Here is a 19165-nt window from a genome sequence, read left to right on the forward strand (position 1 = left end):
GCACAAAAAAAGCGCCTGCAATGGTCTTGGGGGCGCTTGTGCGCCTAACGTTGATCGGGCCGCGACGCCCGGCCGCTGGATTGACAGCGACGGACGCAGAGTAGCGCGGGCATTGACGCTGCGCAAGCAGCAAGGCGCGACTAGGTTGCACGGCTGCAGGACGCGGCATAGAGTTGGCTGGCATAGTGATTCACCTCAAACGCCCTCGGTTGCAGCCGGGGGCGTTGTCGTTTCAGTGGACGGTGTCGGAGTGGGCTGGCTGGCGCCGTAACTCAATACAGGTGTAATGCGCCCCGCGCCGGGACTTGCTGAGCATCAGCGCAACCTTCTCGGGCCAGCCATCAACAAGGGCCAGCACCTCGGGCGTGCTCAAATGCTCGGTATCCTCGGGCGGCTGAACAGCGAGCAATTGCCAGTCCGGCGCTTCCCAAAGCAGCAGCACCACGCGGGCACCACCTCCTAGCGCATCCGTCAGGGCCGAGTAGAGTCGGCGCAGTTCAGGCGCGCCCAGCTCCGTACTTTTCACGAACTCGACAATAGCGGTATGGGGGAAAACATGCGGTCTGCTCATGCGGCTTTTCCCTCCACCAGCGCCAGCAACGGCGGCTCACTGCCACCGCCGCGCAGCCAGTGCGCAATGCGGCTATCCTCGGCGGTCTCATAGGCGTATTCGGCCTGCAGGTAGCGACGGCGGGCTTCGATGCTGGCCTGTAGCTGTTGTTCGGCAGCTGCTGGCGCTGCTGCCTCATGAGCGATGCCCTGCCCAATAGCGATAGCCGCCTCACAAGCGCGTCGCTCGGCTGCTAAATCACTCTCGACATAGGTCGCCCAGGTTTCAGGGTCATTGGCATAGAGAGCATCGGCGGCGACCAGCCAGCACGTTACCCACTCTGCCAAGCCATCGGCTGTCAGCGCGTTACGCTGGCGCGCGGGCATGGCGAATAGGCCGGCGCCAGCCACCTTGCCGAGTTCGCGCCGGATGGTGTGGCTACCCAGCATTTCCGGCAGTTCCCACGGGTGCGGCTCAAGCGGGAGCGCCAGCCCGTCCGGGTTGAAGAAATAGGCCTGACGCTCACGGGCGTTCCAGCTAACACCGGCGAGGGTACGCTGGCGCCAGTTGCGCTCACCCGTGCGGTAGAGGCTAAAGCCTATGCGGTACAGGTCGAAGAACGGGCCACGGAAGGGCACACGGACAGTTCTCATGCGGCGGCCTCCCGTGCTTCGATTCGCGCCCGTACCCATGCCTGTACCTCGGCCAATACGAACCCCACCGGGGCGCCACGGGCTGCGCTATCGCTCAGAGGGACAGGGCGTGGAAAGGTCGGGTCATCCTTGATGCGCTTGTACACCGTCGCACGCTGCAGGCCGGTCATAGCCAGCAAATCCGGCATCCTAACAAGCATGGTAGCGGGGTCGAAAACTGGCGGCGTGCTGGCGCTCTGTTGCAGGTGATGCACGTTGCTGGCTGCACTCAGGGCCGGGCCGACAGGGGAAGGGCTGGGCTTGGTCGCTCGGGGCTTGCGCTGGGTCATGCTGCCACCCCCTGCGCTGCCGTGCTGGTGCGCTGGCGGCTGGCCAACCAGGCGTCTAGATCGGCGCGCCGGTAGCGAATACGCGCACCAACACGGATATAGGGTAGAGCGTGGCGGCCAGTGCTGCGCCAGGTGGCCAGGGTTTTGACCGATAGCCCCAGCTCTTCGGCGGCCTGCTCGGGCGGCAGGAGGGCGCCAGGGGTAAGGGTGGCAACGTCACCAGGGTGCTGGCGCACAGCATCTGCCAGCGGGTGAGGTGTAGCGGCGGGTATCTTTTCCATTTCTATCTCCATGCGTGCATAGCTGCAACGGCATGGAGGCTGATGGCGCGACAGTCACCTGAGAAGAACGCACCACAAGGAATCGTCTGATGCACCTTACGGTGCATCACTTATTTCTGTGCATCGTACTGGGGCTTGATCCATCCCTGTATGGTTCTTAATGCTGCCTCTGTATAGACGGGCCGACCACTGCCATCCATATACGCTATGGGCCGCTTGAAGGGGCGACCAGGCAGCTCATGGCAATCCCATAGGTGTTGATATATCGCCTTTGAAAGCTCGGCCTTTGACTTTAAGCGTCCGCTATTCAAGCGCGCATGGCGTGTTGCATAGGCTTGTGCTGCCTGTTTTTCCCAACCGCCCGCCGTTCGCCCTGCAGTTCCTTTGCTCGACCTGCTTTCATCCGTATTGCGGCGCCTATCCCGCTCCAGCGCAGCGAGAAAGGCCAGGCGGTAGCAAAGCCGCCACAAATACTCATCTGGTTTGTCCATCTGGAAATGAGGGTCGCTGAACATCATTAAGATCAGCACCGCGTCAGCTAGGGCAATGCCGCGCTGATCGTAGACATAGCCATCTCGGTAGAACTCCACGGCGTGGGTGGCATCGCTAAGCGTATCCAGCCGATCCGTATACCCGTGATCGCGCAGAGCGGGGATAACTGACTTCAGCAATACCGGACAAGGCCCATTCTCAATAATGAGCCGGCGCACATCTTCAGGCCATGGACGGGCATTCAACTCGGCCAAGCGCGCAAGCACACGATCTCTAAAACCATCAAGCGTCTCAGCATCAGGCAGAAGCTCAATTGATTCCCCAGCCCTGCCTTTTGTATTCCTTTTCATGGCTCCCCCCATGCCCCAGTTTGTGCGCTATGCCCAGCGCCAGCGCTTGCTTGTGTTCTATCGTCCAGCTCGCCCGCATTGGCCACCAGGGCAGCGCTGGGCTTGTGTCGTGTTCCGTTCGGTGGGGCGCTGGCGCCCTTGGTCACGGAACACAATTGGTGTTCTGAACACCACGTGTTCCACCCTCTGCGCAATTGTGTTCCATCGCCGAAAGCCCCGCCGTTACTGGCTTCCAGCCATTGAGGAACACCAAGAACACCGGGAACACCAGTTTTTCGAGGGGTACGGGTTCGCATACTCAAACCGCCTTGCCGAAGTTGACCGGCACCACGTTGCCCACCCCTTCCCAACGGTGGGCGAAGTCGTAGGGGGGGACGTGCTGTTGCCGGTTAGCATCAAGGTAGTCCGCCCACCACTGGCACATAAGCCGGCGCTCCTGCAGGTGCTCGGCCTTGTGGATGTAAGCACCCCGCACCGTGTCGCGCTCCTGATGGCTCATCTGCCGTTCGACAGCATCCCGCGACCATAGCCCCGACTCCACCAGGGCAGAACAGGCCATGGTGCGGAAACCATGCCCGCATATATCGGCCTTGGTGTCGTAACCCATCCGGCGTAGAGCCTTGTTGATGGTGTTTTCGCTCATGGGCTTCCAGTGGTGGTGGTCGCCAACGAACACCAGGTCAAAGCGGCCTGTCAGTTGCCGTACCTGATCGAGCACGGCCAGCGCCTGGCGGCTCAGTGGCACCAGATGGGGCGTGCTCATCTTGGCGCCACGGCTGGAGAACTTCACCCCCTCGATGGCCTCACGCTGCCCCGGTATTTCCCACATAGCCCGGCCGATATCGACCTCCCCCCAGCGAGCGAAACGCAGTTCACTGGAGCGGATGAACACCAGCAAAGCGAGCTGAGTCGCCAGGCGAGTAAGCGGCCGGCCGGTGTCGGCATCAAGTTTTTGCAACAGCTCGGGCAGACGATCCAGCGGCAAGGCTGGGCGGTGTTCGGTCTTGCGGGTTGCGGCGCTGCCCTGCAGGTCAATCGCTGGGTTCGTATCAATCTGCCCGTGTTGCACTGCCAGGCGCATGATTCCCGTCATGTACTGGCGCAGCCGGCCGGCTGTTTCCAAGGTGTCGCGCTGTTCAACCGCCTTGAGTGGCGCCAGCAGGTCGCGGGTTTTCAGATCGGCGATAGGGCGATCACCCAGGCCGGGCAGCAAGTAGGTTTCAATCCGGCGCCACACCGTTGCAGCATGCCCAGGCGACCACTTGCGGGCGCATGCCTCATGCCAAGCCGCTGCCATAGCGCGAAAGGTGTTGGCGCGGGCGTTTGCTTCGCTGATCTTGGTGGCCTTGGCGACTGCCATAGGGTCTTGCCCATTGGCCAGCAGCTCCAGGGCAGCAGCACGGCGAGCACGGGCGGCCTTCAGGGTAAGAGCTGGGTAGTTACCGAAGGTTGCCAGCCCCTCCCGACCATCCGGGCGCCGGTACTTGAGGCGCCAGGTCTTCACCCCCGAGGGCTTCACCAGCAGGAACAGCCCCTGACCATCAAAGAGCTTGTAGTCCTTGTCACGGGGCTTGGCAGCCTCGCACTTGGGGTCTGACAACGGGGTAACGGCGCGGGCCATAAGGGTACGTTTCCATATCGAACCAACGTACCCCGAAACATACCCCTAAAAGCTGGATATGTGTAGAGACAAGAGTAGATAGCCAGAAACAACAAAGCCGGCTCAAGTGGCCGGCTTTGCTGGGTTTTGTAGACTTCTATAGACAGATAGAGTCAATCATTTGGTGCCGGAGATAGGAATCGAACCTACGGCCTTCGCGTTACGAGTGCACCAACAGGCCTTCCCAAACCATTGATTTAAAACAATAAATCCACGATCAATCACTTATAAATCAGTGGCTTACATAATTTTCAGTAGCACCAATTAGAAGCAGTTATAGGCAGTCCTACCGGTAAGAACATGCCCTCAGATGGACAAGATTTGGACAAGATTCCCGTCATGACAAGCGATTTTGCTTGCGTTGACAGTGCATAGTTAGGGCCAATTATAATTGGCCAACTGAAAGCCTCGCAGAGTGGCGCGAACTCGAGAAATCCGTCATGGGGAGCGGGCCTAGAGACTTTCAGAGCGAGCATGACGGTTGAGTTTGCCACTGAAACCGTGTGGATAAGGCAAACAAAAGCGACTTGAGATTTAGCGCGGGCTAGCCCCCGTGGAGAAGAGCCAAGGCAGAGTATCGAGAAACCTCTGCTGCCTGGGCTGAGAGTAAGGTGTTGTTCAACCTCTCTCAGCTACGCCGGTCTCTTCGTAAAAAACACGAACAGCCGTGAACCATCCCGCGTTCGAAGGGAAGGCAGAAACCGGATCACACACCTCTCTCAGATGCGATCAGCAGTAGTGCTGCGGTCGCTGTTAGAGGTGTAACGATCATGGCATTAGCCGAGCTTTCCCTTATCAGCTTCTTGACCCCTATCTACCCGCCAACACTGACCGTTCGACAAGTGAGTGAAATCACCAGCGAGAACGAGCAAACGATTCGCAACGCGATCAGTCAGGGCAAATACCCGATCCCGTCTTTCAAGCTCGGCAGTAAGCGACTCTTTCGCCTGCTTGATGTTGCGACCTACATCGACGGCTTATGCGCCATAGACCCAAGCAACCCGATCAACCGTCGCCGTAAACGGGGGCGACCAACAAAAGTACAGCAGCAGGCCATGATGCTGAGCGGCACGCCGATTACCGGATCAGCTCTTAACAACATCAATCAGGGGTAAATCATGCCCCTTGATCAGCCAGCACAGCCCCCGCGTGCGCGCATAGCAACACTGAGCCAAGGCATTCGGTTGCTCGAGCAAAAATGCTCTGCCCAGAACGCACCTAACCCGACAGCACAAAAACATTGTGTGCGTGAGAAATCAGCTCCCCTATTCCTACCCGGGCTGGAGGATTTCATGCGGGCAATGCCAAATCACATCGCTCGCTCGAGCTTATTCGCGCCATTAGCACGCGGAAGAAAAATACAACACAAGAACACTGTGCTCGTAAGCCGAAGAGATGCGGTCATCAAGTACTCAGGCGAGCAGCTAGATGAAGCCAAATCTGATGTTTGGCTACACGCAATGCACGAAGCAATTAAGCACGGTCCACTAGGTGAGACCATAACCCTCAATAGGGCTGCGTTTTTACGCGCAATTGGCCGGGATACTGGCTCAACGCAATACGCCTGGTTACACCAGGCAATGTTGGAACTCAGTTTTGGAATGATCACCATCGAGGCGACGAAAGCAGGGGTCAACAAGCTACAGATAGGCCGAACAAGAGCATTGCACTTGATCGAGGGGTTCGATTACGACGATGAACTAGAGGCGTATACGTACCGGATTGATCCTCGATGGGGTGAGCTGTATAGCAACAGAGAATTCGCCCTGATCCATTGGGACAAGCGCTTACAAATTTCTCAAGGTCAAGATATGGCCAAAGCGATTCAGCGGTTAGTCGCAACGTCGGCAGACATAGAACAACGTTATTCACTCGACTGGCTCAAAGCAAAACTGCTGTACACCAGCCCCACCCGAAAATTCAGGGGTGCACTACTGTCAGCCCTGGAAGAGCTTGAGCGGCTCGAAATCATTGCTGACGCTCGCCTGGAACATAGCACCAAGGGAAAAGAGCAGGCCCGCTGGCAAAAGTTCGTGCACAGGTCGAAAAGTCATCGGCATAGCGTTCCACCTGTATCGGCATAGCATTCCGGTTTATCGGCGTTGCGTTCCGCCTTATCGGCATAGCATTCCGCTTCATTAACCAAGAGCATCGGGAGACTAAGACAGCAGAGAGGCCAAACGCCTTCTACCTTCTCTTTATCTTTAATCTACCCCGCCCTTGCTGACGTAAGCCAAAAGCCCTGGAGTGGGCCACGCCTTGTCAAAAACAACGCAGCGCCCTTATGGTCTGTGTAGAAGCCCGTCTAAGCGGCGCAGGCCGATAAAGCTGGCCTGCCCTGGCCTACGGCCACCCTGCGGGCGCTAAGACCCGGATAAATCACGCTCGGCCAAAAAACCGGCCGACCGCTCAACCGGGCGCGTGTGCGCGCTAAGCCTTGCATCATCGAATTCAGACGGGACGTCGACAAAAGATGTTTATCAGGTCATGAAACCCGCCACCACCTGTAGAACTGAACCACTGAACGAAAGCACTCAGAGAAGCCGCAAGCGAACGCCCTGGCGTACTGGGCGTCGATGCACTGGAGGACGGTTACACGGCAAAGGTAGCAATGACCAAACCGGCCCGCCCATGAGTAGTCACCGTGTAGCGTAAAAACCAAGGAATTGAGCCAATGAATCCCGTACTAGCTAACATACCCGCCTCAGAACGCCCAGAAACGCCCTGCGCGAGCTGCCAACAAGGCATCTGGTACACAGGTTGCGGGCAGCCCCCTGAAGACGTTCTGGCGGCCTTCTGCAGCGCCCTAGGTCGGCAGGTATATACCAGCCATGACAATGACCGAACGGTGCAGACTTGTTCTGCCTATGAGCCAGACGATAAATAGCTCAGTACAGGTGATCTGCAGCCCCCCCTTCAACAGCCGGAGTCTTTCCCCCAATTAGCCCTGTATCCGCCCCTGATAAGAGGCGGCTATCAGTGCAGTGACTGCGAAGCAGGCGCGGTGCTGGTGGACGCCAAACAAGAGAAGCGCGTTAGTGGTGCCCAAACGCTCATCCAGACGTGGCGACCTCCGAATCGCTGCACGTCCTACGGATACCAAGCCTCTTAGTTGGCACAGCGCAAGAGCTGCTTCGCGCCCTCATGCCACTGCATTCGACCTGTGCGTTTCACTTGCGGGCAAATCAGTACGGGGGCGACCTCACTTGCTGTGGGCATCAGCCCATATCCCAAATCATGATGCCTAGCTCAGCATCGGGCGGGCATTGGTCGATGCGCTCCTGGAGCATTTCGGGCGTGAAGTGGATCGAGTATCGGGGTTTTCTATTCGCAGGCAGGATGGGCAGCAGGTCACGCGCCAGCCCCCTGTACAGGCCTGGGAAATAGTCAGAGCGCGTCTGCGTGAGTTTTCCGGCTTTCATCAAGTCGTCTAACACGTCGCCCCAACGGTGCAGGGAGCCTTCCCACGTAGCCAGGGTATTTTCCGCGTTGCGCTCTTCTTCGTCCGGGTTCCGGTAGACCGTTATCCAAAAACTCATTCAACCCTCCACTTGGGGAACCTGCTGCCGCAATGGTGGCGACAGGTGGCCGAATTCACGCACTTCATTAAGCAAGTTGGAAAAGTAGCGCTTGCTCATTTTCATGCCGTCCTGCTCAAAAGCGGCGAGGATTTCTTCTTGCGGCACACCTGCTGCTACCAGTTCCAGAATCTGCTTTAGATTTCGTTGGAAATAGTCGCGCTTGTGACCGAAATACTGGCCGGTTTCCAGTTGTGCCCGATGCCTTTCTAGTAATGCCCGAAGGTGGGGATTTGTCATAACCGAACCCTTATTACTGCTATGTATAAGACATACATTAACACCATAAAAGAACAGAAAAGACTTACATCCGCACATTAATGCAACACAACAGCACCAAATAAGCCACACACAAGCCACACAGAAGCCCCTAAGGAGCAACACAAATGCACAGAAAAGGAACTAGTGCTATTTCTACAAATAGGCACGTGATGGAATGTATACATTCCCGCGCCAAAGGAGATCCTTTGAAACCCTGAAAAGCGCCTCTACGAGTCGAACAGACAGTGGCTGCGTACAATTCCAATTATCATCGAGAGGCAAAAATGAGCACCCCACTTGCCCCTCGTCTTCAACCCCCGACAAACCCAGCAACACCGCAAGACGGCCAGCCACACCGATAACTGCTGCAAAAGGAGTTCGCGAATGCCGATGCACAACCCGCCCCACCCTGGCGAAGCGTTACGCGAAGACGTGCTGCCGGCCTTGGGTATGACCGAAGCAGAATTCGCTAAACACCTCGGATATCCTGTCGAGCGACTTGCTGCCGTACTGAACAGCTGCAGCCCGATCAGCGCCGGTCTTGCTCAATGCCTGGAGCAGGCCGGGCTGGGTATGGCTCGTACCTGGCTTGCAGAACAGGCAGCTTACGACCTCTGGCACTCGCATCAGTAGCGCCTACATCTACTCGGCATAAACCGCAGCAGTTTCATTTTCGCGTGGCGAAAATCTCTAGCCAGGCCCAAATTTTCGCCACGCGAAAAAATACATTGCGACAAACTGCGCTCAATTAGGCCAGCTTTGCGATGCCATAGGCGGTCACCCCAAAGGCGGGCCGATATACACGCCCGACAATCTGGCCCGGTCAAAACTGAATACGTGCGCATGTGGACTTTCACCGCACCGACCAACGAGAGGCATCAGGTGATCGGGCTTTCCTTCTGCCAGTAAAACCCGGCCACCACAGAATGGGCAGTCACTGGAAAAGCGCACGAACCTTGTCCAGGGTCTCTTCGCGTCATCACGGTACATTTCGAGTTCGGCAGAGTCCTCCTTGAGTGCAAGAAGTGGAGCTGCTGCTTTCACGACCCGATTGTCCACCAATTCGACCCACGGCTGATGGACACCGCGCCATATGAACCAAGCAAGAAAGACCACTAAAACACTGCTGGCTAGCTGACGTAGCGTAAGCGCCTGATCAATCGTGGAAAGGCTCCATATCGAAGCCAATACCCAAAGCAGCAGAGAGCCCATACCGAACAGAACGGTGATAAACATCATCAAGCCACGCCAACTCCGATTCTCCAGCACACCCTTGCGGAAAATCAGCCGTAAAAATAATGCCGGCTGAACCTCACCATTTTCCGTCCTGGTGTAGATGATCTGCCGATGCGCCGGCCCTACCAACGGGCCGCCATCACTGGCTTCTACCGGCCGAGTTGCGAGCCAATAGATCCGCTGGTTGCCTGCTCCGCCCTTCGCTTCACTGCTGGCAATCACCGGCAAATGCTTCAAGCCCATTTGCTCCGCACGCCGCCGAATCGAGTTCATTCGGGCGTCCAGGAATGCTTCCAAATTGGCGGTTGATAGCCAGCGCGCAGGATCGCGGCCGGCTGCCTTCATCTTCGGGTCGCAGATTTCCAGTAAGGTCGCGCGATCAAAAGTCTGTGGGTCATGGTTCCCCTTTTCCAGTGCGTTAATGCTGGCCTCCAGCAAAACCCGGATCACCTTATAGGCTTTTACATCGGGAGCAGGCGACTGCCGCAGCTCTTCATCCAGACAACGCATCACGTCCAGCACAATCCCTCCAGAGGCCCCGTAAATAAAGGGGCCCAAGCATCTCCATAAACCCTCCCGAACCCTTTATGCAGGGTTCGGGGGAGGTTTTAACCTGCTCGAATCATGACTCTTGAAGCCGTCTTAACACCAGAGGCTTAGCCCATGAGCATGTTCGTTGCACTCGATACAGACGGCCAGCTGATCACTATTGAAAACGCCATACGCGGACTGGCCTGCAATTGCAGCTGTGTATGTTGCGGTGAGCCGGTAGTCGCTCGCAAAGGTCCGATTCGTGAGCATCACTTCTCCCATCACTCAAACAAGGAAAGCTGCTTCATCCAGCGCGAAAGCCTACTGCACCTTTACGCCAAGCAAGTCATCCGCACTCACCTCGGCCTGCAACTGCCGCCAATGCCAGGCACTTGGCCGGAGAGCGAAGATCAAACCAGCTGGTGGGATTTCGAACGGGTGGATGAGGAAGTCCCGCAGCCGGGATTCCAACCAGACCTGGTTGCCCACCTTAGAGACGGCAGCCAGCTATTCATTGAAATCGCAGTCACCTCGTTTATTGGCGAGGAAAAGCTGGAGCGGATCAAAAACGTCGGCATTGATACCGTCGAAATAGACCTGCGCGAGCTGCTCTACAGCAAGCTGCCTATTCCCTCGGAAGAGGTCACAGCCCATATCCTGAAGCAGACGCACAACAAATCGTGGATCTACCCCGAACCGCCACCAATGCCATTGCTACCAGCAATCGATTGGCAATCCATTCCGGCCAAGCCCCTTGCAGCGGAACCCCTAGTCAAATGCATCGAGCACCGCTATACGATCATGGGCATGTGGGTGTCTGCCCGGATACTGCCCACAGGTTCAGTGGCAGTACGCTCATGGTCATTCAACCCGCAGATCACTGATCTGCTCAAATCCTGGCGTAACGAGCTGGGCGGCGAGTACAACCCCAAGTTCAGAAACTGGATCTACTACCCACGATCCTGTGAAGAAGTGCTAAACCGCCTGCAGCAAATGGACGAGCAGCACTGAGCAAAGTGGCATCGCAAACTGCGCTCAACTACGCAGCTCTGCGGTGCCATACCCTAGACCTAACCTCTCCGTTAGAATCCAAGCCTTTCTCGTAGTCGGAGCAATACCGTGATGGAACACTTGGACACCTTCCTGTCCCGCTGGCAAAAGGCTGGTGGCACTGAGCGCGCCAACTACCAGTTGTTCCTCACCGAGCTGTGCAGCCTGCTCGGCCTGCCACTGCCGGAACCGGCCGGCGACGACACCCGCGACAACGCCTATGTGTTCGAGCGCCGCGTGGTCATCAACCAGCCGGATGGCAGCAGCAACAACGGCTTCATCGACCTCTACAAGCGCGGCAGCTTCGTGCTGGAGGCCAAGCAAACCGGCAAGACCCTGGACAGCTCCGGTTGGGACAAGGCCATGCTCAAGGCCCACAACCAGGCCGACCAGTACGCCCGCGCCCTGCCCGCCGAAGAAGGTCGCCCGCCGTTCATCCTGGTCGTGGATGTTGGCCGCAACATCGAGCTGTATGCCGAGTTCAGTCGTTCCGGTGCCACCTACACGCCCTACCCGGATTCACGCAGCCACCGCATTCGCCTGGAAGACCTGCGCAAGGAAGAAGTTCGCGAGCGTCTGAGCGCCGTTTGGCTTGACCCGCTCAGCCTCGACCCTGCCCGCCGCTCGGCCAAGGTCACCCGCGAAATTGCCGATCAGCTGGCCAAGCTTGCGAAGTCGCTGGAGGCCGATGGCCATCCGCCGCAACTGGTCGCCAGCTTCCTCATGCGCGCCCTGTTCACCATGTTCGCCGAGGACGTGGGCCTGCTCCCCGAACGTGGTTTTACCGAGCTGCTGCAACGCCTGAAGAACAAGCCGGACACCTTCGCGCCGATGCTCGAACACCTCTGGCAGACCATGAACAGCGGCGGCTTCTCGCCGATTCTGGAAAGCACCCTGCTCAAGTTCAACGGCGGTCTGTTCGCCGAAGCCCAGGCCATTGCTCTTGACCGCGACCAGATGGAGCTGCTGCTCAAGGCCTCCGAGGCCGACTGGCGCTATGTCGAACCGGCCATCTTCGGCACCCTGCTGGAACGCGCGCTCAACCCTCGCGAGCGCCACAAGCTCGGCGCCCACTACACGCCCCGCGCCTATGTCGAGCGCCTGGTACTGCCCACCGTCATCGAGCCGTTGCGCGCCGAGTGGAAGGAAGTGCAGGTTGCCGCGCTCACCTATGAAGGCCAGGGCAAGCACAAGGAGGCCGTCGCCGAGATCCGCGCTTTTCACCGCCATCTGTGCGAGGTACGCGTACTCGATCCAGCCTGCGGCAGTGGCAACTTCCTCTACGTCACCCTGGAGCACATGAAGCGCTTGGAAGGCGAAGTGCTCAACCTGCTGCACGACTTGGGCGAATCCCAGGGGCTGCTGGAACTGGAAGGCGTCACCGTCGACCCGCACCAGTTCCTCGGCCTGGAAATCAACCCGCGCGCCGCACGCATCGCCGAAATGGTGCTGTGGATCGGTTACCTGCAATGGCACTTCCGCACCCACGGCAAAGTAAACCCGCCTGAGCCGGTGCTACGTGACTTCCACAATATCGAGCACCGCGATGCGCTGATTGCCTATGACGCGGTGGAGTTGCTGCGCGACGAGAGCGGCAAGCCCATCACCCGTTGGGACGGCATCACTACCAAGACCAGCCCGATTACCGGCGAACAGGTGCCGGATGAATCGGCGCAGGTCGAGCAGTACATCTATCGCAATCCGCGCAAGGCCGAGTGGCCGCAAGCGGACTACATAGTTGGTAATCCGCCGTTTATAGGTGCCAAACGAATGCGCGCCGCACTGGGCGACGGTTACTCGGATGCCGTTCGCCACACTTGGCCAGAGGTGCCTGAGTCAGCGGACTTCGTCATGTACTGGTGGCATATCGCAGCAAATATAGTGCGGGCAGACACAGCACGTCGCTTCGGCTTTATCACCACCAATAGCATCAAGCAAACCTTCAACCGCCGCGTTGTTCAAGAGCATTTGGAGGGCAAAAAACCCTTGTTACTCGCCTTTGCCATTCCCGATCACCCTTGGGTGGATTCAGCGGACGGTGCTCAAGTGCGCATTGCGATGACCGTTGGCTCTGCGGGCAATGAAGAAGGGCGATTGCTTAAAGTGTATGACGAGCGATTTAGCGCTCAAGATGAGATTGAGGTTGACCTACAAGAGCAGCGCGGGCCGGTTTACGCAGACTTGAAGCTTGGAGTGAATGTTGCTGGGGCCACCTCTCTTTCAGCCAACCTCAATATCAGCTCACCGGGCGTGAAGCTTCATGGCTCAGGCTTCATCATTACCCAAGAGGTAGCTAAGCGTTTGGGACTTGGCACCGTCCCTGGACTGGAAAAGCATATCCGCGCTTATCGGAATGGCCGCGATCTCGCTCAGTCACCGCGCGGGGTGATGGTGATTGACCTATTTGGGGTGACTGCTGATGAAGCCCGCGAGCGCTTTCCTGCGGTTTATCAACACGCGTTGAACAATGTGAAACCCGAACGCGATCAAAATAATCGTGCCACTTATCGCGAAAACTGGTGGCTATTTGGTGAGTCTCGACGTGATTGGCGTGCTGCCGCAGCGGGCCTCTCACGCTATACCGCCACTGTAGTCACAACCAAACATCGTATTTTTCAGTTCCTCAGCGCTGACATGCTACCCGATGACGCCTTGATCAATATTGCCAGCGATGACCCATTCCACCTTGGCATACTCTCAAGCCGCGCTCATGTTACATGGGCATTGGCTACCGGCAGCTATCTCGGCGTAGGTAATGATTCGCGCTACATCAAAACTCGCTGCTTCGAAACCTTTCCCTTCCCGGACGCCACGCCGGAGCAACAAGCACAAATCCGCGACCTGGCCGAACGCCTCGACGCGCATCGTAAACGCCAACAGGCCCAGCACCCTGAGCTGACCCTGACCGGCATGTACAACGTGCTGGAAAAGCTGCGTGCCAGCGAGCCGCTGACCGCCAAAGACAAGACCATCCACGAGCAAGGCCTGATTTCCGTACTGCGCGAGCTGCACGACGAACTGGATCGAGTCGTCTTCGCCGCCTATGGCTGGGATGATTTGGCCGAGCAACTGGTGGGCAAACCCGGCGCCACCACGCCGCTGCCGGACAAATCCGAAGCGCAGGCCGAAGCCGAGGAAGAACTGCTGCGCCGCCTGGTAGCCCTCAACGCCGAGCGCGCTGCCGAGGAAGCTCGCGGCCTGGTGCGCTGGCTGCGCCCCGAGTACCAGAACCCGAGCGCCGCCGTCGCGCCGGAGCAACGCGAAGCCGAGCTGGACGACACAACGGATTTCGAATCCACCCCTGCCGCCGCAGCCGCCAGCGGCAAGCTCACCTGGCCCAAGCAAATGCGCGAACAGGTTGCTGCCGTGCGCCACGCACTCAGCCAGAGCCCACTACCAGCCGACGCCCTCGCCGCCCAGTTCAAACGCTCACCCAAGGTCGCTGTTCAGGCCGTACTGGATGCCCTGGAAGAGCTGGGCATGGTGCAGCAAGACGCAGACCAGTATCGTCTGGCCAGCTGATGCATAAGGGAGTCGGCAATGGCCGAGGGTAATTACATAGAAGCTGTGGAGATCATCCGGCGACTGGAGGGCGGCATGACACGCCCCTTCCTATGCCGAGCCAGCAACGGTAAACACTATGTGGCCAAGGGCTTGGAGCTACCACCCGCCGAACGCATTGCCGAGCTGCTGTGCGCCCGCCTGGCCGCTGACTTCGGCTTGCCCATCCCCGAGCACGGCTATATCTACATTGACCCCGCCCTGCTGCGCTACAACCCAGAAGCACGCAGCGACCTGGGGCCTGGTGACAGCTTCGCCTTGGCCTATGTCGCGGACGCTGCAGACCTGCTCTATTCGCAAGCACTGCAGGTTCCTGTCGACCTGCAAAAAGCTGTTTTCACCTTTGATTACTGGGTTGGCAACGGTGATCGTCAGCTAGGGCCGCTGGGCGGCCGCCCCAATCTGCTGATGTGCAGCACAGACAATCAGTTGCAGCTGATCGACCACAACCAGGCGTTTCACTGGCCGCAGGATGCCCAAGAGTTTGCTGAAAGCCATGTGTTTGGCCCAAGCAATCGGGCATGGCACCTGGATCTGGTCGACAAAGTTGAATACAGCCAGCGGATGCACGAAACTGCCAAACGCTTTCGTGACCTATGCTCAGACATACCCGATGAATGGTGTGAATCTATCGGCGAACAGGGACTCGACATTCTGCTCGAAGAAATCGAAAGTAACCTGATGCGCTGCAATTCGGACGAGTTCTGGAGCGTCCTGCAATGAAATACGCCTGTCTTTACAGCATCGTGCGCTTCGCGCCTTTTGCCGAAACCGAAGAGTTTGCCAATGTCGGCATCGTTCTCTCGGCCCCGGCTATCGGCCGCATGGAGTACAGGCTCGCCCGTAAAAACCTGAAACGGGTCAATCATTTCTTCGAGTGCAACAACCTGTTCGCCAAGGCCATGGAAATAGCCCAGAACGAACTGGACGCCGTGCAAGCGATGACGAAAGAAGCTCAGGAATCGCAGATCGTTAACCACTTCCGCTTCCTGACAGAGCCCAAGGAATCGCTGATTCGCTTCAGCGCCATGCGCTCGATCCTGGTGGAAAACTTTGACGCGACCCTTGATGAGCTGTTTGGCCGCTATATCGACCGCCAAGGCATGGCGCGTGATCGTCGTGAGGAAGTCATGGTGCGTGAAATTCGCACCCTGTTCACGGAAGCTTCTATCCGTAGCTTCCGCGATGACACCCTGACTGGTGATCTAACCAAGCTTCACCTACCTCTGGTTCACCGCAATGAAGTCGTTGCCGCCATCAAGCCTTTAGCTTTTGATCAGGCCGAACCAAGCGCAATCCTCGACCACTGCGATCAGTGGCTGATGAAGTTCGCGCGTGCTGAGCGGGAAGGGGTTATTCAGCTGGAAAACGTGCTCATACCTGTTGCGGCCCCGGCAGAGAGCGATTCGCCCCGCCACCGCAGAGCGGTGCAGATAGCCAAGGACAGCATCCAGGAACGCGGCCTGCAGCTGGTCGACTATCAGAACACCCAGAAAATCGCTGCCTTCGCGCAGCGCTACGCTCAATAGCCCAGGCAGCTTTCCTGCTCAGCACAAGGCCCGGTAAATCCGGGCCTTGTGCTTTTATTCTTGCGTTACACCATGCGCCAAAGAAGCTCTTCAATTGCACGCAAGCGGGTTACGCTGGTTTCAGCGGTAAATTTCTCGGCGGTTGCCAAGCTGTAGGACGAGTATCCGCAAGGCCCCGTCCTGAATCTCGCAGATCACCCGGAAGTCTCCTACGCGATACCGCCACAAGCCACCCAATGGGCCTGTAAGCGCCTTGCCAGTGGTTCTCGGGTCATCCCGGCTGGACACCCGCTCATCCATAAAGTCAAGAATGCGCTTCGCTGACTGTTTGTCGAGCTTACGCAACTGTGTTTTGGCCGTGTCGGTGTAATCAATCGTCCAAGCCAAGGTCTTTCCTTACGTCCGCAGCAGAGTGAACGGCCTCTGTTTTTTTACGGACACGCTCCAGGACTTCAGCCGCGAGGTAGTAGTCCTCAAGGTCAGCCAGGCCGTTATCGATGATTTCACGCAGATAATACGCCTTGGTACGCCCAGTGCTGGCCGCCAGAAAATCTAGGCGCTGCTCAACTTCGGGTGCCAATCTGATGGAAGTGGCCATGTCTAATAACCCCATGCGATACGTGTATTCACATTATCACAAATCTACGCACTGGCACTCAAGCAAGGGAAGACACGATGCTTAGCGTATGCTTCTTCCGAATTCTGAGGGCTCCCCACGTCTTGCCTGGCCGACGCAGCTAGCCTGTAGCCCAAGAGCTACATCTTTCGGCACTTCACCCGTTTCTGACGCCCAGGGGCTACAAATGACTTCTCTCCACGATGTTTCCGAGATGCTGAAAGAGGCTCGCAGAGGCGCGAAGCTTAGCCAGCAAGCGCTGGCCAGCCGTGCTGGTGTCGCGCGTACCACGGTGGCGCGCATGGAAACACTGGCCAAAGGTGATATGAGCGTGTCGGTGCTGGTTCGGCTGCTCGCAGCAGCTGGCTATGAACTGAAGCTGGTTAAGGCAGGACACCAACGCACGATTGAAGGCATCCTCAACGAGCAGCGGTCAGGGCAAGGAGTAACAGCCATGGCTATTCAAGCGTTTGACGTGTCGGCACATCTGATCGACGCAGAAACCATTCGGGCTTACCTGAGCGCTGCCCTAGAAGACCCTAATCCAGACGCCTTTCTGTTGGCGCTGAGTAACGTGGCTAAGGCTCGCGGCGTGATCCAGCTAGCCGCCGCAGCCGGGGTCGAGCCTGGCTCTCATTGATCGTGCGGCTTCACAGCAGTGGCTTGGGTAGGTCATCGGTCACGGCTAGCCATCCTGGGTCTAGTCCTATTTCGATAGTTCGATTGCTTTCTGGTCGTAATTTTCTCTGACACGGCCGATAGTGGCCATGTCATCGACGGTGAGCGAGCGGGCCAAAAGGATCATTGCGTGCCGTTCTTTAATCCATTCGTCGATCTGCTTTTGGTCGGGGGCTTCCCTCTTCTCTTCTGCGTATATGCACGCTGACAAGTGGCTTGCAATGATGTGTAGTGACTGCTTGGCAGAGTCGCATGCAGCCCATTTTTCGGCTTCGGTCATGGTGTGTCTCCCTGTTTTTCTTTGGCTCTAGCGTACGATTTTGCCCGTTTTCTCTATCGTCCCCCTGTTGAGCAACGTGAACAGTCTGCCGTCTACGGTACGTGGGTAAATTTCCCAATTTTTTACCCACGTTCTTCCGGTTGTGAGTAAAGAATCAAATTCCGTACCCGTGACATACTGGCGTGACTAGCCGCACGGATAGCCGTCCTCAGTCCATGGACAGTGGACGTACCGCTCACAGCCTCGGTGAGTGCCAAATCAGGTAAAGGTCATCACCCGCTGCGGATTTTCGCCACGCGAAAAATCATGACCATAAAGTCACGCCCTCATTTTCGCGACGCGAAAATCTAGACCAGCGAGGAATATCGCCATGAGCAGCGAGCTGCTGACACCCTATGACCCTGCCAAATACCTGACCGATGATGAGGATATAGCGGTGTTTCTGGCCGACGCGGAAGAAACCGGCGATGCAAGCTACATCGCGCGGGCACGAGAAGTGGCGGAGCGAGCCAAGGCGATGAATCAAGCGAGAAACGAAGCCTGCAGCGATAGTGACTGTGCCGACCTCAGCAAAAATCAACGCGGCGCCTGAAGCTCAAGCCTGAACGGGGGCTTAGAACCGAGTGAGCCGAATAGCCGGAATATTCGGCTCACACAATGAGCCGATTGTCGCCATTGAATAGGTTCGTCCATTTACGCTGACTTTCGGTACTATCCGGTTAACTCAGGATTACCAAGGACAGGAAATGGACTTCACCCCCATCATCGCTCAGGTCTGGGGCATGCTGGCCTGGTTTATCCCAGCCGCACTGCTGATCGGCCTGCTCAAGTCCCCATGGGCAAAGGGTCATATGGGCGAACTCCTGGTGCGGCTGTTCGCCCATTGGCAGCTGGACAAGCAGACCTATCGCCGCCTGCACAACGTCACCCTGAACACGCCGGACGGCACCACGCAGGTCGACCACGTATTCCTCTCGCCCTACGGCATCTTCGTGCTGGAAACGAAGAACATGAGCGGCTGGATCTTTGGCAGCGAGAAGCAAGCGCAGTGGACGCAGAAACTCTACAAACACACCTTCAAATTCCAGAACCCACTGCGGCAGAACTACAAGCACCTCAAAGCCCTGGAAGCCACCCTTGGCGTTAACCCAGAGCACCTGCACTCGGTCATCACCTTCGTCGGTGGTAGCACCTTCAAAACCGAAGTGCCGGCCAATGTGACCCAGGGCATTGGCTTTATCCGCTATATCAAGTCATTCCAGCAGCCGGTATTCAGCGAGGCTGAAGTCGACGCCATGCTGCACGCCCTGCAAACCGGACGCCGCGCGCCAACCCTCGCCACCCATCGCGAGCACGTGCAAAACCTCAAGCGCCGTAGCGATCCGACAGCCGAACGACAATGCCCGAAATGTGGCAGTGCGCTGCTGATTCGCACGGTGAAATCAGGAGCGAAAGCGGGGCAGCAGTTTTGGGGATGCTCGGCGTTTCCTAAGTGCCGAACCATGCAGAGCCTTTGAGGGAGCGTAGAAA

The 19165-nt window shown here is 57.5% G+C and carries 22 protein-coding genes; 10 read left to right on the plus strand and 12 right to left on the minus strand.

Going from position 1 to position 19165, the window contains the following annotated elements; translation table 11 throughout:
* Positions 1-232: 232 nt before the first annotated feature.
* From ACNFCJ_RS04175 to ACNFCJ_RS04200, 6 genes are all read right to left on the minus strand, one after another.
* Positions 233-571, minus strand: coding sequence for a hypothetical protein (locus ACNFCJ_RS04175; protein WP_416769946.1), 339 nt, complete (start codon positions 569-571; stop codon positions 233-235).
* Positions 568-1203 (minus strand): hypothetical protein, encoded by a 636-nt coding sequence (locus ACNFCJ_RS04180; protein ID WP_416769948.1) that lies wholly within the window; start codon positions 1201-1203, stop codon positions 568-570. The genes ACNFCJ_RS04175 and ACNFCJ_RS04180 overlap by 4 nt, the downstream gene beginning before the upstream one ends.
* The gene (locus tag ACNFCJ_RS04185) at positions 1200-1403 is read right to left on the minus strand and encodes a helix-turn-helix transcriptional regulator (protein ID WP_416770098.1); all 204 of its coding nucleotides are present in this window, start codon (positions 1401-1403) and stop codon (positions 1200-1202) included. The genes ACNFCJ_RS04180 and ACNFCJ_RS04185 overlap by 4 nt, the downstream gene beginning before the upstream one ends.
* Before the next feature lie 125 nt (positions 1404-1528).
* Positions 1529-1813 (minus strand): helix-turn-helix domain-containing protein, encoded by a 285-nt coding sequence (locus ACNFCJ_RS04190; protein WP_416769949.1) that lies wholly within the window; start codon positions 1811-1813, stop codon positions 1529-1531.
* Between the two features lie 110 nt (positions 1814-1923).
* Complete coding sequence (locus tag ACNFCJ_RS04195; protein WP_416769951.1) at positions 1924-2655, minus strand: hypothetical protein; 732 nt, start codon at positions 2653-2655, stop codon at positions 1924-1926.
* Positions 2656-2953: 298 nt separating this feature from the next.
* Complete coding sequence (locus tag ACNFCJ_RS04200; RefSeq protein ID WP_416769953.1) at positions 2954-4276, minus strand: tyrosine-type recombinase/integrase; 1323 nt, start codon at positions 4274-4276, stop codon at positions 2954-2956.
* A gap of 809 nt (positions 4277-5085) precedes the next feature.
* On the opposite strand from ACNFCJ_RS04200, the gene ACNFCJ_RS04205 reads away from it, so the two are divergent.
* Together ACNFCJ_RS04205 and trfA are read left to right on the plus strand one after the other, a co-directional pair.
* On the plus strand, positions 5086-5430 hold the full coding sequence (locus tag ACNFCJ_RS04205; protein ID WP_416769954.1) for a helix-turn-helix domain-containing protein: 345 nt from the start codon (positions 5086-5088) through the stop codon (positions 5428-5430).
* Positions 5431-5433: 3 nt separating this feature from the next.
* A complete protein-coding gene (gene trfA / locus ACNFCJ_RS04210; protein ID WP_416769955.1) occupies positions 5434-6399 on the plus strand; it encodes a plasmid replication initiator TrfA in 966 nt (321 codons plus the stop codon).
* Between the two features lie 1134 nt (positions 6400-7533).
* On the opposite strand, the gene ACNFCJ_RS04215 is transcribed toward trfA, so the two are convergent.
* Together ACNFCJ_RS04215 and ACNFCJ_RS04220 are read right to left on the minus strand one after the other, a co-directional pair.
* Positions 7534-7854 (minus strand): hypothetical protein, encoded by a 321-nt coding sequence (locus ACNFCJ_RS04215; protein WP_416769957.1) that lies wholly within the window; start codon positions 7852-7854, stop codon positions 7534-7536.
* The gene (locus ACNFCJ_RS04220) at positions 7855-8133 is read right to left on the minus strand and encodes a hypothetical protein (RefSeq protein WP_416769959.1); all 279 of its coding nucleotides are present in this window, start codon (positions 8131-8133) and stop codon (positions 7855-7857) included.
* A gap of 405 nt (positions 8134-8538) precedes the next feature.
* Between ACNFCJ_RS04220 and ACNFCJ_RS04225 the strand changes: the two genes are divergently transcribed.
* Positions 8539-8787 carry a HigA family addiction module antitoxin gene (locus ACNFCJ_RS04225; RefSeq protein WP_416769961.1) on the plus strand — a complete coding sequence of 83 codons (249 nt, stop codon included), beginning with the start codon at positions 8539-8541 and terminating at the stop codon, positions 8785-8787.
* Positions 8788-8931: 144 nt separating this feature from the next.
* Here the strand turns inward: ACNFCJ_RS04225 and ACNFCJ_RS04230 are convergent, their stop codons facing one another.
* The gene (locus tag ACNFCJ_RS04230) at positions 8932-9912 is read right to left on the minus strand and encodes a hypothetical protein (RefSeq protein WP_416769963.1); all 981 of its coding nucleotides are present in this window, start codon (positions 9910-9912) and stop codon (positions 8932-8934) included.
* Between the two features lie 141 nt (positions 9913-10053).
* Here ACNFCJ_RS04230 and ACNFCJ_RS04235 point away from each other — a divergent pair, with 141 nt between their 5' ends.
* From ACNFCJ_RS04235 to ACNFCJ_RS04250, 4 genes are all read left to right on the plus strand, one after another.
* Positions 10054-10932 carry a competence protein CoiA family protein gene (locus ACNFCJ_RS04235; RefSeq protein WP_416769965.1) on the plus strand — a complete coding sequence of 293 codons (879 nt, stop codon included), beginning with the start codon at positions 10054-10056 and terminating at the stop codon, positions 10930-10932.
* 111 nt (positions 10933-11043) lie between these two features.
* A complete protein-coding gene (locus ACNFCJ_RS04240) occupies positions 11044-14493 on the plus strand; it encodes a class I SAM-dependent DNA methyltransferase (protein WP_416770100.1) in 3450 nt (1149 codons plus the stop codon).
* A gap of 18 nt (positions 14494-14511) precedes the next feature.
* The gene (locus ACNFCJ_RS04245; protein ID WP_014821698.1) at positions 14512-15255 is read left to right on the plus strand and encodes a HipA family kinase; all 744 of its coding nucleotides are present in this window, start codon (positions 14512-14514) and stop codon (positions 15253-15255) included.
* Complete coding sequence (locus tag ACNFCJ_RS04250) at positions 15252-16061, plus strand: DUF3037 domain-containing protein (RefSeq protein ID WP_416769967.1); 810 nt, start codon at positions 15252-15254, stop codon at positions 16059-16061. Before ACNFCJ_RS04245 ends, ACNFCJ_RS04250 begins: the two co-directional genes overlap by 4 nt.
* Positions 16062-16181: 120 nt before the next feature.
* Here ACNFCJ_RS04250 and ACNFCJ_RS04255 read toward each other — a convergent pair whose 3' ends face one another.
* Together ACNFCJ_RS04255 and ACNFCJ_RS04260 are read right to left on the minus strand one after the other, a co-directional pair.
* Positions 16182-16448, minus strand: a complete 267-nt coding sequence (locus ACNFCJ_RS04255) for a type II toxin-antitoxin system RelE family toxin (RefSeq protein WP_014821700.1) — start codon at positions 16446-16448, stop codon at positions 16182-16184.
* Complete coding sequence (locus ACNFCJ_RS04260) at positions 16432-16659, minus strand: CopG family transcriptional regulator (RefSeq protein ID WP_041754822.1); 228 nt, start codon at positions 16657-16659, stop codon at positions 16432-16434. Before ACNFCJ_RS04260 ends, ACNFCJ_RS04255 begins: the two co-directional genes overlap by 17 nt.
* Before the next feature lie 205 nt (positions 16660-16864).
* On the opposite strand from ACNFCJ_RS04260, the gene ACNFCJ_RS04265 reads away from it, so the two are divergent.
* Positions 16865-17317: a helix-turn-helix transcriptional regulator gene (locus ACNFCJ_RS04265; RefSeq protein WP_244597223.1), complete on the plus strand. Its 453-nt coding sequence runs from the start codon at positions 16865-16867 to the stop codon at positions 17315-17317.
* 66 nt (positions 17318-17383) lie between these two features.
* Here the strand turns inward: ACNFCJ_RS04265 and ACNFCJ_RS04270 are convergent, their stop codons facing one another.
* Positions 17384-17635: a hypothetical protein gene (locus tag ACNFCJ_RS04270; RefSeq protein WP_416769969.1), complete on the minus strand. Its 252-nt coding sequence runs from the start codon at positions 17633-17635 to the stop codon at positions 17384-17386.
* Between the two features lie 370 nt (positions 17636-18005).
* Between ACNFCJ_RS04270 and ACNFCJ_RS04275 the strand changes: the two genes are divergently transcribed.
* The gene (locus ACNFCJ_RS04275) at positions 18006-18227 is read left to right on the plus strand and encodes a hypothetical protein (RefSeq protein ID WP_416769971.1); all 222 of its coding nucleotides are present in this window, start codon (positions 18006-18008) and stop codon (positions 18225-18227) included.
* Between the two features lie 154 nt (positions 18228-18381).
* Positions 18382-19152 (plus strand): NERD domain-containing protein, encoded by a 771-nt coding sequence (locus ACNFCJ_RS04280; protein ID WP_416769973.1) that lies wholly within the window; start codon positions 18382-18384, stop codon positions 19150-19152.
* Positions 19153-19165 lie beyond the last annotated feature (13 nt).

The sequence above is a fragment of the Pseudomonas sp. NY15364 genome (assembly GCF_048068235.1).
In the GTDB taxonomy this organism is placed as follows: domain Bacteria; phylum Pseudomonadota; class Gammaproteobacteria; order Pseudomonadales; family Pseudomonadaceae; genus Aquipseudomonas; species Aquipseudomonas mendocina_D.

What these genes read in the sequence shown, in the direction of transcription:
- ACNFCJ_RS04175 (WP_416769946.1), bottom strand. Translation starts at nt 571, where the DNA reads ATGAGCAGACCGCATGTTTTCCCCCATACCGCTATTGTCGAGTTCGTG.
- ACNFCJ_RS04180 (WP_416769948.1), bottom strand. Translation starts at nt 1,203, where the DNA reads ATGAGAACTGTCCGTGTGCCCTTCCGTGGCCCGTTCTTCGACCTGTAC.
- ACNFCJ_RS04185 (WP_416770098.1), bottom strand. Translation starts at nt 1,403, where the DNA reads ATGCTTGTTAGGATGCCGGATTTGCTGGCTATGACCGGCCTGCAGCGT.
- ACNFCJ_RS04190 (WP_416769949.1), bottom strand. Translation starts at nt 1,813, where the DNA reads ATGGAAAAGATACCCGCCGCTACACCTCACCCGCTGGCAGATGCTGTG.
- ACNFCJ_RS04195 (WP_416769951.1), bottom strand. Translation starts at nt 2,655, where the DNA reads ATGAAAAGGAATACAAAAGGCAGGGCTGGGGAATCAATTGAGCTTCTG.
- ACNFCJ_RS04200 (WP_416769953.1), bottom strand. Translation starts at nt 4,276, where the DNA reads ATGGCCCGCGCCGTTACCCCGTTGTCAGACCCCAAGTGCGAGGCTGCC.
- ACNFCJ_RS04205 (WP_416769954.1), top strand. Translation starts at nt 5,086, where the DNA reads ATGGCATTAGCCGAGCTTTCCCTTATCAGCTTCTTGACCCCTATCTAC.
- trfA (WP_416769955.1), top strand. Translation starts at nt 5,434, where the DNA reads ATGCCCCTTGATCAGCCAGCACAGCCCCCGCGTGCGCGCATAGCAACA.
- ACNFCJ_RS04215 (WP_416769957.1), bottom strand. Translation starts at nt 7,854, where the DNA reads ATGAGTTTTTGGATAACGGTCTACCGGAACCCGGACGAAGAAGAGCGC.
- ACNFCJ_RS04220 (WP_416769959.1), bottom strand. Translation starts at nt 8,133, where the DNA reads ATGACAAATCCCCACCTTCGGGCATTACTAGAAAGGCATCGGGCACAA.
- ACNFCJ_RS04225 (WP_416769961.1), top strand. Translation starts at nt 8,539, where the DNA reads ATGCCGATGCACAACCCGCCCCACCCTGGCGAAGCGTTACGCGAAGAC.
- ACNFCJ_RS04235 (WP_416769965.1), top strand. Translation starts at nt 10,054, where the DNA reads ATGAGCATGTTCGTTGCACTCGATACAGACGGCCAGCTGATCACTATT.
- ACNFCJ_RS04240 (WP_416770100.1), top strand. Translation starts at nt 11,044, where the DNA reads ATGGAACACTTGGACACCTTCCTGTCCCGCTGGCAAAAGGCTGGTGGC.
- ACNFCJ_RS04245 (WP_014821698.1), top strand. Translation starts at nt 14,512, where the DNA reads ATGGCCGAGGGTAATTACATAGAAGCTGTGGAGATCATCCGGCGACTG.
- ACNFCJ_RS04250 (WP_416769967.1), top strand. Translation starts at nt 15,252, where the DNA reads ATGAAATACGCCTGTCTTTACAGCATCGTGCGCTTCGCGCCTTTTGCC.
- ACNFCJ_RS04260 (WP_041754822.1), bottom strand. Translation starts at nt 16,659, where the DNA reads ATGGCCACTTCCATCAGATTGGCACCCGAAGTTGAGCAGCGCCTAGAT.
- ACNFCJ_RS04265 (WP_244597223.1), top strand. Translation starts at nt 16,865, where the DNA reads ATGACTTCTCTCCACGATGTTTCCGAGATGCTGAAAGAGGCTCGCAGA.
- ACNFCJ_RS04270 (WP_416769969.1), bottom strand. Translation starts at nt 17,635, where the DNA reads ATGACCGAAGCCGAAAAATGGGCTGCATGCGACTCTGCCAAGCAGTCA.
- ACNFCJ_RS04275 (WP_416769971.1), top strand. Translation starts at nt 18,006, where the DNA reads ATGAGCAGCGAGCTGCTGACACCCTATGACCCTGCCAAATACCTGACC.
- ACNFCJ_RS04280 (WP_416769973.1), top strand. Translation starts at nt 18,382, where the DNA reads ATGGACTTCACCCCCATCATCGCTCAGGTCTGGGGCATGCTGGCCTGG.